Below are 14,239 nucleotides of genomic sequence, written 5' to 3'. Positions count from 1 at the left end.
CGTACAACGACCCCATCGCCGTCATTGCGAGCGAAGCGACCCCATCGCCGTCATTGCGAGCGAAGCGAAGCAATCCATTGCACCGCATATGCGGACCGATGGATTGCTTCGTCGCTGTCGCTCCTCGCAATGACGGGACCAGGTACCACGTCAGCTACAAAGACGCAGGCAGACTAGATCAGAAGACCGCCGCCGGCGACGATCACCTGACCGCTGATGTAGTTCGATTCCGGAGCACAGAACAGATAGACCGCGTCCGCCGCCTCTTCCGGCGTGCCGCCGCGGCCGAGCGGGATCATGCGGCCCATCGCCTCCAGCATCTGCGGCTGCACGCCGACCTTGATGTCGCGGCCGGCGACGTCGATGGTCTTCTGCTGGGTTTCGATCGGCTGGGTCAGGCGGGTGTTGATCAGGCCGAACGCCACGCAATTGACGTTGACCTTGTAGCGGCCCCACTCCTTGCACATCGTGCGCGTCAGGCCGATCAGCGAGGCTTTCGCCGACGAATAGCTCGCCTGCCCGGCATTGCCGTAGAGGCCCGCGATCGAGGAGATGTTAACGACCTTGCGGAACACCTCGCGTCCCGCCTCGGACTCCTGCTTCGCCATCACCCGGATCGGCTCCGACGCCGCGCGCATGATGCGGAACGGCGCGACCAGATGCACGTCGAGCATCGCCTGGAACTGCTCGTCGGTCATCTTCTGGATCGTCGAGTCCCAGGTGTAGCCGGCATTGTTGACGATGATGTCGAGGCCGCCGAACTGCTCGATCGCGCTGCCTACGAAGCGATCGGCAAAGCCGGCTTCGGTCACGCTGCCATTGACCGCGATCGCTTCGCCGCCCGCAGCCTTGATCTCGGCGGCGACGGCATCGCCCGGCTCGGCATCGAGGTCATTGACCACGACGCGCGCGCCCTCGCTCGCAAGCTTCAGCGCGATCGCGCGCCCGATGCCGCGGCCGGAGCCAGAGATGAGCGCGACCTTTCCTTGCAATTTCGACATGATCTCTCCTACAGCGCGATAATGGCTTCGCCGGCGAGCTTGATCTCGCCGTTCTGGTCCTTGGTGGTGAGCGCGAGTTTTGCGCGCCGCTCACCGCCTTGTTCGATCAACTCGGTCACCGTGCCTTCGCAGGTCAGCTTCGCGCCGAGCTGGGTGATCGCGGCAAAGCGGGTCGAGAACGAGCGGATGCGAGATGGTGCGACCGCATCCGTCAGCGCCTGGCCGAGATAGCCCATCACAAGCATGCCGTGCGCGAACACGTCGGGGAAACCAGCCGCCTTCGCGAAGTCGATGTCGACATGGATCGGGTTGTGATCGCCGGAGGCGCCGCAATACAGCGCCAGACGATGCCGGGTGATCGGTGGAAATTCCTTGTGGACGATGATGTCGCCGACCGAGGGAACGCTGCTGCTCATGACGGCCTCGCATTGCGCACCACGATGGTACGCGAGACATCGGCGACATGGACGCCGTTCTGGTTGGTGACCGGGGTGTCGACCACGATCAGCGTCATCGCCCCACCCTTCTTGTCGGTCACGCTGGCAACGCGCGGATGGAACGTCAGGGTGTCACCGATCACGACGGGCGCGTGATAATCGAAACGCTGCTCGCCGTGCAGCACCCGGGCGAGATCGATGCCGAGTGCGGTCAGGAATTCGAACGGCACCGTTGCGTCCATCATCTCCAGGCAGAACAGATAGGTCGGCGGCACCGGCGCCGCGGACCCGTCGCGATAGACCGGGTTGGTCTCGCCGAGCGTATCGAGGAAGAAGCGCAGGCGTCCCGGCTCGACGCGCGCGGTCACGGGCGTGAACGCACGCCCGACAGCGGATTGATCGACCATGGCAGCCTCAGGCGCGTTCGTAGAGCGTGACGACGCAGGCACCGCCGAGGCCGAGATTGTGCTGCAAGCCGAGCCGCGCGCCCTCCACCTGCGTCGCCGCAGCGGTGCCGCGCAGCTGCCGGGTCAGCTCGTAGCACTGGGCAAGCCCGGTGGCGCCGAGCGGATGGCCCTTCGACAGCAAGCCGCCGGACGGGTTGGTCACGATCCGGCCGCCGTAGCTGTTGTCGCCGTCGTCGATGAACTTCGCGGCCTCGCCCACACCGCACAGGCCGAGCCCCTCATAGGTGATCAGCTCGTTATGGGCGAAGCAGTCGTGCAGCTCGACGACGTCGAGGTCCTTGGGGCCGATGCCGGCGGCTTCATAGACCTTGTTGGCAGCATCGCGCGCCATGTCGTAGCCGACCACCTGCATCATGTCGTCGGCGCCGAAGGTCGATGGCGTGTCCGTCGTCATCGCCTGCGCCGCGATGCGCACCTGATTGTTGAGGCCGTGCTGGTCGGCGAATTTCTCCGAGACCAGGATCGCGGCGGCACCGCCGCAAGTCGGCGGGCACGCCATCAGGCGCGTCATCACGCCGGGCCAGATCATCTGGTCGTTCATCACGTCGTCGGCGGTCACTTCCTTGCGGAACAGCGCCAGCGGATTGTTCTTGGCGTGGCGGCTCGCCTTGGCGCGCACCTTTGCAAACGCGGACAGCGGCGTGCCGTATTTCTTCATGTGGCTGAGGCCGGCGCCGCCGAAATAGCGCAGCGCCAGCGGCACGCCGGGCGCGTCGACCAGCTTGTCGGCAGCGGCGTCGAAATCGTCGAACGCGCTCGGGCGATCGGTGAACACGGCGCCCAGCGCGCCGGGCTTCATCTGCTCGAAGCCGAGCGCCATCACGCAATCGGCCGCACCGGACTCGATCGCCTGCCGCGCCAGGAACAGCGCGGTCGAACCGGTCGAGCAGTTGTTGTTGACGTTGACGATCGGGATGCCGGTCATGCCGACTGGGTAGAGCGCGCGCTGGCCGCAGGTGGAGTCGCCATAGACGTAGCCGACATATGCCTGCTGCACTTTGCCGTAGTCGAGACCGGCATCAGTGAGCGCGAGCTTCGCGGCCTCGGCGCCCATCACGTGATACGGCGCATTGGCGCCGGGCTTGACGAACGGGATCATGCCGACCCCGGCAACATAGGTGCGTGACGTCATCGCGTGTCCTCCCGAAAATTACCCGCTGGACTATTTTTTACCCACGGGTAATATACGGGCCATCACGCAGAGTCAATGCGACATCGGCTTCACGACACCGGCTTCAAGACATGGACGACGGTCACATCCCCTCCTCCAGCCAGTCCCCCTGGCTGCCCTTCGAGAGCCGACGCCGCGCCCGCGACGAGAAGCGCGAGGCGGTGCTGCGCACGGCCGTCGCCCTGTTCCTGGAACAGGGCTACCACGGCGCCACGCTGAACGAGGTCGCCAGGCGGCTCAACATCACCAAGCCGGCGCTCTACAATTACTTCCGCGGCAAGGACGAGATCCTCTACGAATGCTGGTCGATCGGTAATGAGCTGGTCGATGACTGCATCGCCGAGACCTCGGCAAGCACCGGCAGCGGCCTCAGCAAGCTGCGCAAGCTGATCGTCCGCTATGCCGAGCTGATGACCGAGGACTACGGCAAGAGCCTGGTCCGCTTCGACCTCCGCGATCTCAGCGAGGACAACCGCAAGATCGTGCAGACGGCCAAGCGACGCATCGACGGCGCATTCCGCGACTATATCGCTGAGGGCGTTGAGGACGGTTCGGTGAAACCGTGCGACGCGAAGCTCGCGGCGTTCGCGATCGCAGGCTCGCTGAACTGGATCGGACACTGGTTCCAGCCCGGCGGTGAGATGACCGGGCGCGCCGTCGCCGAAGAGTTCGCGATCCGCCTCACCGAGGGGATCGCCACGACAGCAACGCGCAAGACAGCGCGCAAAGCAGCCGTTCCGGCTGCAGAGAAGGCGGACAAACCGCCTCGCAACGGAAACGCACCAAGGGAGGACGAGAGTGAACATCACACACGGGCTGCGGCGCGCGCTGCAGGTCAATCCAAACGGGCTCGCGGTCGTCTGCGGTGAGCGGCGGCGCACCTGGCGCGAGGTCGGCGACCGGGTCGCTCGCCTCGCCGCCGCCATCCGCGGACTCGGCGCCAAGGACGGCGACCGCGTCGCGATCCTGTCGCTGAACTCCGACCGCTATCTCGAGCTGTACCTCGCGGTCGGCTGGGCCGGCGCCGTGATCGTGCCGCTCAACATCCGCTGGTCTCCGATCGAGAACGAGGACGCGCTGCGCGACTGCCGCGCAACCATCCTGTTCGTCGACAAGGCGTTTGCGGCGGTCGGCGCGACTTTGGCAGGTGCGATTCCGGGCCTGAAGCTGGTCTATGCCGACGAGGGCGATACGCCCGCCGGCATGGAGAATTACGAGACGCTGATCGCGCGCAGCGAGCCGATTGCGGACGCGATGCGCACCCGCGACGATCTCGCCGGCATCTTCTACACCGGCGGCACCACCGGCCGCTCCAAGGGCGTGATGCTGAGCCACGGCAATCTGATGGCCAATGCGCTCAACGCGCTCGGCGAAGGCCTGTGGCCGGGCACCTCGATCTATTTGCACGCGGCGCCGATGTTCCACCTCGCCAACGGCGCGGCGATGTACTCGGTGCTGCTGTCGGGCGGCTCCAACGTCGTGATCCAGGCTTTACGCCGGATGGCGTCGCCGCCGCCGTGCAGAAGGAACGCATCACCGACGTGCTGCTGGTGCCGACCATGATCCAGATGTTCGTCGATCATCCGACGCTCGGCACCTACGACCTGTCGTCGCTGAAGCGCATCTCCTACGGCGCCTCCGTGATCAGCGACGCCGTGCTGATGCGCGCGATGAAGGCGCTGCCGCATGTCGAATTCACCCAGGCCTACGGCATGACCGAGCTGTCGCCGATCGCGACGCTGCTGCACTGGAAGGAGCATATCGGCGACGGGCGCGCCAAGGGTCGGCATCGCGGCGCGGGTCGCGCCACCCTCGGCGCCGAAGTGAAGATCGTCGACGCCTTGGATCAGGAGGTGCCGCTCGGCACCGTCGGCGAGATCGCAGTGCGCGGCGATATGGTGATGATGGGCTATTGGGAGCGCCCCGAGGAGACCGCGCGCGCCGTGATCGACGGCTGGATGCACACCGGCGACGGCGGCTACATGGACGAGGACGGCTTCGTCTACGTCGTCGATCGCGTCAAGGACATGATCATCTCCGGCGGCGAGAACGTCTATTCGGCCGAGGTCGAGAACGCCCTCGCCCAGCACCCGTCGGTGGCGCAATGCGCCGTGATCGGCATCCCGAGCGAGCGCTGGGGCGAGCAGGTCCACGCCGTCGTGGTGATGAAGAGCGGCGCAAGCGCCACGCCGGACGAGCTGATGGAGCACTGCAAGGCGCTGATCGCCGGCTACAAGTGCCCGCGCAGCGTCGACATCACTTCGACCCCGCTGCCGCTCTCCGGTGCCGGCAAGATCCTGAAGCGCGAGCTGCGCAAGCCATATTGGGAGAACCGGGATCGGCGCGTGAGCTGACGACCGACATCGCAGAACCGTAGGGCGGGTTAGCCGAAGGCGTAACCCGCCATCTTGGTTCGCGCGGAACGGCGGGTTACGCGGAGTTTATCATCGGGCCGCGCTTCGCGCGGACCCGTTGGCTAACCCGCCCTACACAGCGCTACGCTTTGCATGGCGCCGCGCGAGCCGTAAGCGTTGACATCGCAGCTTGCTGCCGATTGGATCGATTCAGATTCAATCCAGCGAGTTCCGATGTCCGCACCTGATACCAATACCGACAGCAAGCCCCGCCGCCTGATGCACCGCCGCTCCGTCGAATGTCTCGGCTATATCCGCGACGACGGGCTGTGGGAGGTCGAGGCACGACTGGTCGACACCAAGCCCTATGCGCGGCAGGACAAGCATCGCGGCCTGCAGCAGCCCGAGGATCCCGTGCACGACATCAGGCTGCGGCTTGCGGTCGACGACAGTTTCACGATCCGCGAGACCGGCACCAATATGGCCTCGACGCCCTACCCGTCCTGCCTCGATGTCGAGGGCATCTTGCAGCGTCTGGTCGGCGAACGCATCGGCAAGGGCTGGCGCGAACTCGTCCGCCGCAAGATCGGCAAGCTGGAGACCTGCACCCATCTCGCCGAGCTCTTGGGTCCTGCGGTGACGACGCTGTTCCAGACTGCGACCTCGGGCAAGGACCCGCAGGGCCGCGGCGCGCTCGATCATCAGCGCGATGTCACCGAGCCGCCGTTCTTCGTCGGCGGCTGCTATTCGTGGCGGCTGGATGGACCTGTCGTCGCCGAGACCTTTCCGCAGTTCGCGAAAAAGCCTGTCGAGGTGAAGCAGGATTCGTGAGCTTGGCCCGCGTTGCGGCACGGCGGCCTACGCGGGCACGTGTCCCGTGAGCCGATCGATGACGTTGAAGAGCCGGTCGCAGGAAGCCTCGATTCTCTTTTGTGGAGACGTGGCGATGCCGAGCACCAGACCGGATCGCACCGAAGCGCTCGACGCATACCAGAGCGACAGAGGCGTGGGCGCCAAGCCGAACGATGCCAGTTCCCTTGCGATCGAGAGATCAGAAATCCCGTCCGGCAGTCGCAGGATCGCGGCCAATCCACCGATGGTCACGTTCTTGGCCCGGGCCCGCAGACATTTGAGCAATGCGTCACGCTGCGCCGCGTAGACCCGCTTGGTGCGGCGAAGATGCCGCAGATAGTGGCCGTCGCGGATGAATTCGGCGGTCGCGAGCTGCACCGGGGGTGCCGGCGCCGGGGCGAGACAGGCCGCTATCTCGGCAAACCGGGGCATCAGGGACGGCGGTGCAACGACAAAGCCCAGCCGCAAGGCCGGCGTCAGGGTTTTGCTGAACGACCCGATGTGAATGACGCGCCCGGCACGATCGAGCGAGGCGAGCGCCGGCGTGGCGCGGCCCTTCAGCTGAAGCTCGCTCAGATAGTCATCCTCGATCACCCAGACTCGCTCCTGAGCGGCCCAATCGAGCAGACGCGCGCGTCTTGCCAACGAGAGTGTGAAGCCGAGCGGCGCCTGCTGTCCGGGAGTTACGACCACCAGGGCGGCATCCGGCGCGTGTTGCAGGCCATAACTGACATCAATGCCGTCGGCATCAACCGGAATCGGCGCGATCGACAAGCGCGCCAGCTCGAGACCGTGCCGGGTGAAAGGAAAGCCCGGCTCCTCCATCCAGACTTTCTTCTGCTCAAGGCCGAGAACATGAAGCGTCAATCCAAGGCCGCCGCTGAAGCCTCCGGTGATGAAAACGTGGGATGGCGTGCACGCGATCCCGCGCGCCAGCGCAAGGTATGCCGCGATCTCCCGCCGCAATTCCAGTTCGCCGCGCGGATCCGGGTAGAGAGCCGGCGCGCTCATCTCCGCGCGAACTGCCTGCGTGTGCAGCCTCGAGAACAGCGTGGCGGGGAATGTCGCCTGCGCGGGTACGCCCATCTGGAAGATGGCGGGTCCCGCGATGAGCTCCTGATACGTCTCCATGAAGGAGCCGGGGTCGGGAGCCTCTTCCTGCACGGCCGCAAAGGACGGCCGATCCGCGACATGCGTTCCCCTCGCGCGTGACGCGACGATCAGCTGCGCCGAGGAAAGCCTTTCATACGCCGCGCGCACGGTGCCTCGCGCAACGCCAAGCTGAGCCGCGAGGTCCTGCCAGGACGGCAGACGCGCGCCAGGAGCGAGCACGCCGCTTTCGATGGCGCCGCCGATCCCTCTGCGGATCTGCTCCGCCAGCGGCGTCTTCGCGGATCGATCCAGTTCCAGTTGGAAGCGCCCGGTCATAGCCGTTGGTACACGGTTTTTGCCGATTCTTGGTACTTTTTTATGGACCAACGTAGGCGCACCTATGGGAGCAAAGGAGAGCACTGACCATGCAAATATCATCCATCCTCGCTGCCTGCGCCGCCCTTGCCATCGCCGCGGCAACGCCTGCCGCAGCGCATGAGACGGTCACGCCGACCTTCCAGCAGCCGATCACCAACATTCCCGGCAAGTCGCTGATTGCGGTCGTCGTCGACTATGCGCCGGGCGCAGCGTCGCCACCGCACGTCCATGCCAAGTCGGCCTTCATCTTCGGCTATGTGCTGTCTGGCGAAATTGAATCGCAGATCAATGACGGACCGGCGCGGGTCTACCGCACCGGCGAAAGCTTCTACGAGACGCCCGGTTCCCGCCATCCCGTCAGCCGCAACGCCAGCAAGACCGCGCCGGCAAAACTGCTCGCCGTATTCGTCGTCGACACCGACGAGAAGGAACTGACCACTCCCGTCAAACAGAACGATCGTTAAGGAGCCCACCCACATGCGTCTCGATTACAACCGCATTGCGCCGGCCGGCGTCAAAGCCCTCGGCGGAGTCTACGGCTATGTCTTGCAAAGCAACCTGCCCGCCACGCTGATCACCCTGGTCTACCTGCGCATCTCGCAGATCAACAACTGCGCGTATTGCCTCGACATGCACACGCGCGACCTGCTCAAGAGCGGGGTGAAGATCGAAAAGCTGGCGCTGCTGCAGGCGTGGGCGGAAGCCGGCGATCTCTTCGACGAGCGCGAACGCGCTGCGCTCGCATGGGCGGAAACGGTGACCCGCGTCGCCGATACCGGCGTGCCGGATCAGGCTTATGAGGCTGTCCGAGCGGTCTTCGATGAGCGCGAGCTCGTCGACCTGACCATCGCGATCAGCCTGATGAATGCCTACAATCGCATGGCGATCAGCTTTCGGAACACGCCGCAGGCGGCGATCGGGCTGGCGGCTTGATGATCAACGCCATGGAAGAAGGAGCCACCAAATGACCGAGGTTTCCGGCATCACGATTCCCGACAGCAAGCTGGCGCGCGAGGCGGCCGAGCTGGTGCGCCAATATGAAAACGAGATGCTGTTCAACCATTCGGTTCGCGTCTATGTGTTCGGCGCGATCAGGGGAATCCGGCAGAAGCTGAAATTCGATTCCGAGCTGCTTTATGTCGCGGCACTGTTTCACGATCTCGGCCTGGTCGATCACTACCATACCGAGACCAAACGCTTTGAGGTCGACGGCGCCGATGCAGCACGCGAATTTCTGCGGGCGCGCGGCATCGCGGACGCGAAGAGCGATCTGGTCTGGGAGGCGATTGCCTTGCACACCACCCCCGGGATTCCGCAATATATGCGGCCGGAAATCGCGCTCACCAACGCGGGAGTTTTGGTCGATGTCGTAGGCGTCGGATACGACGACTACACGCCGGAGCAACGCCAGCAGGTGATCGCCGCATTTCCGCGCGGTGACTTCAAGAACGAGTTTCTCGAGATACAGACGTGCTCGGCCCTGAAGAAGCCTCAGACCACGTTCGGAACCGTCAATTTCGACTACATCGAAGATCGCGATCCGACGTTCCGCAAGCCGAATGCATGCGTCCGCATCCGCAACACTCCCTGGCCGAGCTGAGCCTTCTTCGGCCGCGCCCCGCATGATATCGTGCGAAGGCAGTCACGGGGTGAAGCGTGGAGAAATACGGCGCCGGGTCGATCGTCATCATCGATTATGATCCCAACTGGCCTACCCTGTTCGCGCAGGAGCGCGCGCGGATCGCGCAGGCGCTCGGCGTGTTCGCGTTGGCCGTTGAGCATGTGGGCAGCACGGCCGTTCCCGGTCTCCCATCGAAGCCCATCATCGACCTGCTGGTCGGTGTGCAGAGCCTCGAAGAGGCAAAGCGACGATGCGTCGAGCCGATCGAGGCGCTTGGCTACATCTACGTCCCGGAATACGCCGCATGGATCCCCGGCGAGTTGTTCTTCCGCAAGGGACCGCCGGGTCCGTGGACCCACCATCTGCATGTGATGGAGCCGTCGCATCCGCGTTGGGAAGCATTGGTGGTGTTTCGCGACTATCTTCGCGCGCACCCTGAGGCAGCTCGCGCCTACGCCGACATCAAGCGAACCCTCGCTGCTTCGTCAAACGACAACATCGGGGCCTATCGAAACGGCAAAACTGCCTTCGTCGAAGAAACCACAGCCAAGGCCCGCGCCTGGCGTGCAGCGGCACGAGATCGGTAGCGCAACCGGCCTCTGTCAAGCGCGCGCGTTCGTCGCCGGAGAAGGGTTTGGCAATTGGCCGCGCGATGGGTTGATCCGCTTTGCCAGCTCACGTAGTCGTCCGGCATGAGCGAACATGCGGCCAGCGCCGAGACTGCAACCCTTCCTGATACGAAAGCCATTCTGCTCGGGGTCGCAGGCGGTCTCGGCGCAGCGCTTTGCTGGGCTCTCGGCTTCGTGGCGACCCGGCACGGCCTGAAAGTCGGGTTCACGCCCGTGGACCTCTTGATGCACCGCTTCCTGTGGTCGGGCATCGTATTCATCCCGCTCGTTGTGCGTGCCGGCCTGAAAGACCTCTGCGGCATCGGATGGGGCCGCGGCATGGCGCTGATGATGCTGGGCGGGCCGGTGATGTCGCTCATCAGCTATGCCGGCTTCGTGTTCGTGCCCCTCGGGCATGGCAGCGTGATCCAGCCTTCCTGCGCGACCCTGGGTGGACTGTTTCTCGCGGTCGCCCTGCTGAAGGAATCGATCTCACTCTCCCGTGTCGCAGGCGCAATCGTCATCGTTGTCGGCCTTGGCGTGATCGGTAGCGAGTCGATCGGCCATATGGGATTGAGCGCCGTGATGGGCGATCTGATCTTCGTCACGACCGGATTGATGTTTGCAGGCTTCGCCACGTTGGTACGCTACTGGCGTGTGTCCGCGTTCTCGGTGGCAACGGTCATCAGCGTGCTGTCGCTCTCGCTGTTTCCGTTGTACGCCGCCTCGGGCGGCCTGGCGCGCGATGCGGCCATCGGCCTGAACGAGAATGCGCTGCAAGCCGTCGGCCAGGGCATCCTGGCCGGGCCCGCAGCAATGTATTTGTTCGCGCAGTCGATCCAGCGGTTAGGCGTTGCCCGCGCGGCCGTATTTCCTGCGACCGTGCCGGTGCTCACCTTGCTGCTGGGATGGCTCCTGATCGGTGAGCCGCCGACCACGTTGCAGGCGGCCGGCTTGGTCACCGTATTGGCCGGATTCTACCTCGCGCAGCGTCAGAGCTAGCGGCCTTCGAAGCGTGCGTGACCGTTTTCGCCCAAGGCGCGCCCGTGGCGCGCCGCGTCAGGAAGCCCGCAGGCCCGTAAGCGCGAGACTCAACGTCCGCAGCCGCCGGCGCGCCTCGGCGTCATAGGCCTGCGCATGGGCGCGGGCCTTGCGCTTGCCGTCGAAGAACAGCCCGCTTTGGCCGGCGACGTCTTCACCCTGGACGAGGCGCAGGATGGCGTCGCCGCCCTGCTCGACGGTCGAGATCGGCGTGACGCCGCTGGCGCGCACCATCGTGGTGTTCATGTAGGTCGCCGGGTGCAGCGCGTTGACGGTGACGCCAGTGCCTTCCAGCTCGGCGGCAAGGTCGATGGTGAACATGATCTGCGACAGCTTGCTCTGCGCATAGGCACGGCCGCCGCTGTAGTTCTTCGTGATCATCACGTCGTCGAAATCGATCGGGTGCTGGCCGACCGAGGCGACATTGACGATGCGCGCCGGCGCACTCGCCTTCAGCCGAGGCAGCAGCAGGTGCGCGAGCAGGAAGCCGGCGAGATAGTTGACGGCAAAGCGCAGCTCATGGCCGTCCTTGCTGGTCTGCCGCGCCGGCCCCTCGTTCTGCGAGCCGATGCCGGCGTTGTTGACGAATACATCGAGGCGCTCCTGGTCGTCGAGCACCAGCTGGGCGAACTCGCGGACCTCGGCGAGCGAGGCAAGATCGGCCTGATAGAACATCGGCTCGCGGCCGCTGACCCGCTTGATCTCGTCGGCGAGGGTCTGCGCCCGCTTGGTATCGCGGCCGTGGATCAGGACCCGGGCGCCGGCGGACGCCAGCTTCATCGCGACGTAGCGGCCGACGCCATCGGTGGAACCGGTGATCAGCACCGTCTTGCCTGCCATATTCATCGAAATTGCCTTTCGATCGTTCGCCCAGCGCAGCCACCAAGGATAAATATGCCGCGTGAACTTTGCCATGGCATGCCAAGGCGCCATCCGCACCAAAACGGCGTCCGAAATGACTCCGACCACAGCCCTCCTCCATGTCCACCAGGCGTACAGCTTGTCGCGCGGCCTGCGGTCGCGCGGCGCCGCGCCGCGCGTCAACGTGAGTGGATTCTGGTATCGTCGATATGAACGACAAAGCCAGGATACCGGAATGTCCTCGACCATTCCAGACGGGATCTTGCGGAAGGCTCCCTTGCCGGAGCCATTCGGCATGCTCGTGTTGTTCGGCGTGCTAACCGCGCTGCCGATCGTCCTGACGCTTCGTCTGGTTGAGCCCGCACTCGTGCTGCCCGCGCTCAGCCTGTCGTTGTTCGCGGAGGCAGCCATTGCCGCGCTTGCGGCGCGCGTGATCCACGTGCGCGCGAGCGCGGCGAACCTCACGCTGTGGGATTTTGCCGGTGCCTTCACCTTCATGGGGTGTGCGGCGGCGATCCTCGGCGAGCCGGATCAGGCGGCGCTGTTCTTCGAGGAACAGGCCGCGCTTCGTCCGGTATCACGACCGTAAATCCCAGGCCGGGCCCCTCTGGCAGCCACAAGCTGCGATGTCGGACTGGAACTCAGTTGGAGTGGCCCTGCTTCGACCCGCGACGCGACACCGTCGTGGCGGATTTGCCGTCGGATGACGGCGACAGCCGGATTCGTCGAAACAGTCCACTCCCCGACCTCAAGGGGAACATGGTCCATGTCCGAACTGCTCTCAATCGACGCGCTCAGCGCCTTGCTGCAAGTCGTCGTCATCGACCTCGTGCTGGCCGGCGACAATGCCGTCGTGATCGGCCTTGCCGCGGCCGGCCTGCCGGCGACGCAACGCGGCAAGGCGATCCTGATCGGCATCGGCGCCGCGACGCTGCTGCGTATTCTGTTCGCGCTTCTCACTACGCAGCTCATGCAGATCGTCGGCCTGCTGCTGGCCGGCGGCATCCTCTTGCTGTGGGTGTGCTGGAAGATGTGGCGGGAGCTGCGCGCAAGCACGCACGAGACCACCGCCGTGGATGGCTTCGACGGCGCGGAGGTGCCGCGCAAGACGCTGTGGCAGGCGACGACGCAGATCATCGTTGCCGACGTCTCGATGTCGCTCGACAACGTGCTGGCGGTGGCGGGCGCGGCGCGCGAGCAGCCGATCGTGCTGGTGTTCGGCCTCGCTCTCTCGATCGCGATGATGGGCGCCGCCGCCACCTTCATCGCGCGGCTGTTACAGAACCACCGCTGGATCGCCTATGTCGGCCTCGCCGTGATCCTCTATGTCGCCGTCGACATGACCATCCGCGGCGCATCCGAGATCGCCAAGGTCGCGCCGGCCTGACGTGACCTACCTGACTTGCGTCATTGCGAGCGAAGCGAAGCAATCCATCTCGCCGCTTGCCGAGATGTGGATTGCTTCGTCGCTATCGCTCCTCGCAATGACGGAGGCACATGCCTATCGTCTGCACCGTGCGTCAGTGGATCTCGGCCGAACGCTTCAGCGCGTCCTTCAGCTTCTCGAGCGAGAAGTCCTTGGATCGCGCGATGTCGAGGATCGGGGTCTCGCGGCGGCCGCAGAGCTCGGCGGCCTCCGGCAGCTTTGCGGCAAGCTCATAGGGGATCACGATCGCGCCGTGGCTGTCGGCGTGGATCAGGTCGTCGGAGCGCACCGTCATGCCGGCGACGCGGACCTCGCCGCCAAAACTCTCGGCATGCACCCATGCATGCGACGGGCCGATCGAGCCGGCCAGCGCCTGGAAGCCCGGCGCCCATTGCGGAATGTCACGGATCGAGCCGTCGGTGATGACGCCGAGGCAGCCGAGCGCCTTATGCACGGCGCTCTGCACCTCGCCCCAGAACGCGCCGTAGCCGACGTCGGGACCGTCGATGTCCTGGATCACGGAGATGCGCGGACCGAAGCCGGTGCCGACATATTCGTAATAGTCGATGCGGCGCTTCGACTGCTCCTCGGCCGAGAGGCCGGATTTCAGCACCGAGCGGATCGCAACCGTGCGCGCGTAGCCGACGATCGGCGGCAAGGTCGGGAACGGACAGACCAGCGGCTTCACGGTGTAGCCGATCAGACGGCGCTCGGGCGCTACGATCTCCATCGCGTTGCAGATCGTCGGCGTGTCGTAGCGCGCCAACGCTTCAAGAACGGAGGCAGGAAGCGGGGCGGAAGCGGATGTCGTCACGGCGTTTCTCTCCTGATTTTTGGCGTGAGATTTCTTTGTTTGAGCATGATCTTTCGGAAAACCGGTCTCCACTTTTCCGGATCATGCTCGAGCGGGCCGTCTCAGCCTATAGCCGA

At 65.0% G+C, this 14,239-nt stretch carries 16 protein-coding genes and 1 pseudogene; 10 read left to right on the top strand and 7 right to left on the bottom strand.

Features of this window, described 5'->3' with window-relative positions; all coding sequences use genetic code 11:
- Nucleotides 1–173: 173 nt before the first annotated feature.
- Genes AKN84_RS00165 through AKN84_RS00150 form a run of 4 tightly spaced genes read right to left on the bottom strand, consistent with a single transcriptional unit; the run spans nt 174 to nt 3,037 of the window.
- Nucleotides 174–1,001, bottom strand: coding sequence for an SDR family NAD(P)-dependent oxidoreductase (locus tag AKN84_RS00165; RefSeq protein WP_050418771.1), 828 nt, complete (start codon nt 999–1,001; stop codon nt 174–176).
- 8 nt (nt 1,002–1,009) lie between these two features.
- Entirely contained in the window at nt 1,010–1,417 is a 408-nt protein-coding gene (locus AKN84_RS00160) for a MaoC family dehydratase (RefSeq protein WP_050418770.1), read from the bottom strand.
- A complete protein-coding gene (locus AKN84_RS00155; protein ID WP_050418769.1) occupies nt 1,414–1,845 on the bottom strand; it encodes a MaoC family dehydratase N-terminal domain-containing protein in 432 nt (143 codons plus the stop codon). Before AKN84_RS00155 ends, AKN84_RS00160 begins: the two co-directional genes overlap by 4 nt.
- Nucleotides 1,846–1,852: 7 nt before the next feature.
- The gene (locus tag AKN84_RS00150) at nt 1,853–3,037 is read right to left on the bottom strand and encodes a lipid-transfer protein (protein ID WP_050418768.1); all 1,185 of its coding nucleotides are present in this window, start codon (nt 3,035–3,037) and stop codon (nt 1,853–1,855) included.
- On the opposite strand from AKN84_RS00150, the gene AKN84_RS00145 reads away from it, so the two are divergent.
- The 3 genes and pseudogenes from AKN84_RS00145 (at nt 3,028) to AKN84_RS00135 (ending at nt 6,261) form a co-directional block, all read left to right on the top strand.
- Nucleotides 3,028–3,945, top strand: a complete 918-nt coding sequence (locus AKN84_RS00145; RefSeq protein WP_347337286.1) for a TetR/AcrR family transcriptional regulator — start codon at nt 3,028–3,030, stop codon at nt 3,943–3,945. The genes AKN84_RS00150 and AKN84_RS00145 overlap by 10 nt on opposite strands.
- Nucleotides 3,875–5,430 (top strand): annotated as a pseudogene (locus AKN84_RS00140) (acyl-CoA synthetase). Before AKN84_RS00145 ends, AKN84_RS00140 begins: the two are co-directional and overlap by 71 nt.
- Before the next feature lie 234 nt (nt 5,431–5,664).
- A complete protein-coding gene (locus AKN84_RS00135; protein ID WP_050418766.1) occupies nt 5,665–6,261 on the top strand; it encodes a DUF2889 domain-containing protein in 597 nt (198 codons plus the stop codon).
- Nucleotides 6,262–6,288: 27 nt separating this feature from the next.
- Here AKN84_RS00135 and pdxR read toward each other — a convergent pair whose 3' ends face one another.
- A complete protein-coding gene (gene pdxR, locus AKN84_RS00130; RefSeq protein WP_050418765.1) occupies nt 6,289–7,710 on the bottom strand; it encodes a MocR-like pyridoxine biosynthesis transcription factor PdxR in 1,422 nt (473 codons plus the stop codon).
- A gap of 89 nt (nt 7,711–7,799) precedes the next feature.
- Here pdxR and AKN84_RS00125 point away from each other — a divergent pair, with 89 nt between their 5' ends.
- The 5 genes from AKN84_RS00125 to AKN84_RS00105 all read left to right on the top strand — a co-directional run bounded on the left by AKN84_RS00125 (nt 7,800) and on the right by AKN84_RS00105 (nt 10,983).
- Nucleotides 7,800–8,216: a cupin domain-containing protein gene (locus AKN84_RS00125; RefSeq protein ID WP_050418764.1), complete on the top strand. Its 417-nt coding sequence runs from the start codon at nt 7,800–7,802 to the stop codon at nt 8,214–8,216.
- A 13-nt stretch (nt 8,217–8,229) separates the two neighbouring features.
- Entirely contained in the window at nt 8,230–8,685 is a 456-nt protein-coding gene (locus AKN84_RS00120; RefSeq protein WP_050418763.1) for a carboxymuconolactone decarboxylase family protein, read from the top strand.
- 31 nt (nt 8,686–8,716) lie between these two features.
- A complete protein-coding gene (locus AKN84_RS00115) occupies nt 8,717–9,352 on the top strand; it encodes an HD domain-containing protein (protein WP_050418762.1) in 636 nt (211 codons plus the stop codon).
- A gap of 56 nt (nt 9,353–9,408) precedes the next feature.
- A complete protein-coding gene (locus AKN84_RS00110) occupies nt 9,409–9,960 on the top strand; it encodes a GrpB family protein (protein ID WP_050418761.1) in 552 nt (183 codons plus the stop codon).
- Between the two features lie 105 nt (nt 9,961–10,065).
- On the top strand, nt 10,066–10,983 hold the full coding sequence (locus AKN84_RS00105) for a DMT family transporter (protein WP_050418760.1): 918 nt from the start codon (nt 10,066–10,068) through the stop codon (nt 10,981–10,983).
- Between the two features lie 57 nt (nt 10,984–11,040).
- Here the strand turns inward: AKN84_RS00105 and AKN84_RS00100 are convergent, their stop codons facing one another.
- Complete coding sequence (locus tag AKN84_RS00100; protein ID WP_050419053.1) at nt 11,041–11,868, bottom strand: SDR family NAD(P)-dependent oxidoreductase; 828 nt, start codon at nt 11,866–11,868, stop codon at nt 11,041–11,043.
- A gap of 55 nt (nt 11,869–11,923) precedes the next feature.
- Here AKN84_RS00100 and AKN84_RS48670 point away from each other — a divergent pair, with 55 nt between their 5' ends.
- Nucleotides 11,924–12,472 carry a hypothetical protein gene (locus AKN84_RS48670; protein ID WP_244484862.1) on the top strand — a complete coding sequence of 183 codons (549 nt, stop codon included), beginning with the start codon at nt 11,924–11,926 and terminating at the stop codon, nt 12,470–12,472.
- 177 nt (nt 12,473–12,649) lie between these two features.
- The gene (locus AKN84_RS00090) at nt 12,650–13,270 is read left to right on the top strand and encodes a TerC family protein (RefSeq protein ID WP_050418758.1); all 621 of its coding nucleotides are present in this window, start codon (nt 12,650–12,652) and stop codon (nt 13,268–13,270) included.
- Between the two features lie 133 nt (nt 13,271–13,403).
- Here the strand turns inward: AKN84_RS00090 and AKN84_RS00085 are convergent, their stop codons facing one another.
- On the bottom strand, nt 13,404–14,123 hold the full coding sequence (locus tag AKN84_RS00085; protein WP_050418757.1) for an RraA family protein: 720 nt from the start codon (nt 14,121–14,123) through the stop codon (nt 13,404–13,406).
- Between the last annotated feature and the right edge of the window lie 116 nt (nt 14,124–14,239).

The organism is Bradyrhizobium tropiciagri (genome assembly GCF_001189845.1).
GTDB lineage: Bacteria > Pseudomonadota > Alphaproteobacteria > Rhizobiales > Xanthobacteraceae > Bradyrhizobium > Bradyrhizobium tropiciagri.
This window is presented reverse-complemented; position numbering and strand designations above follow the sequence as displayed.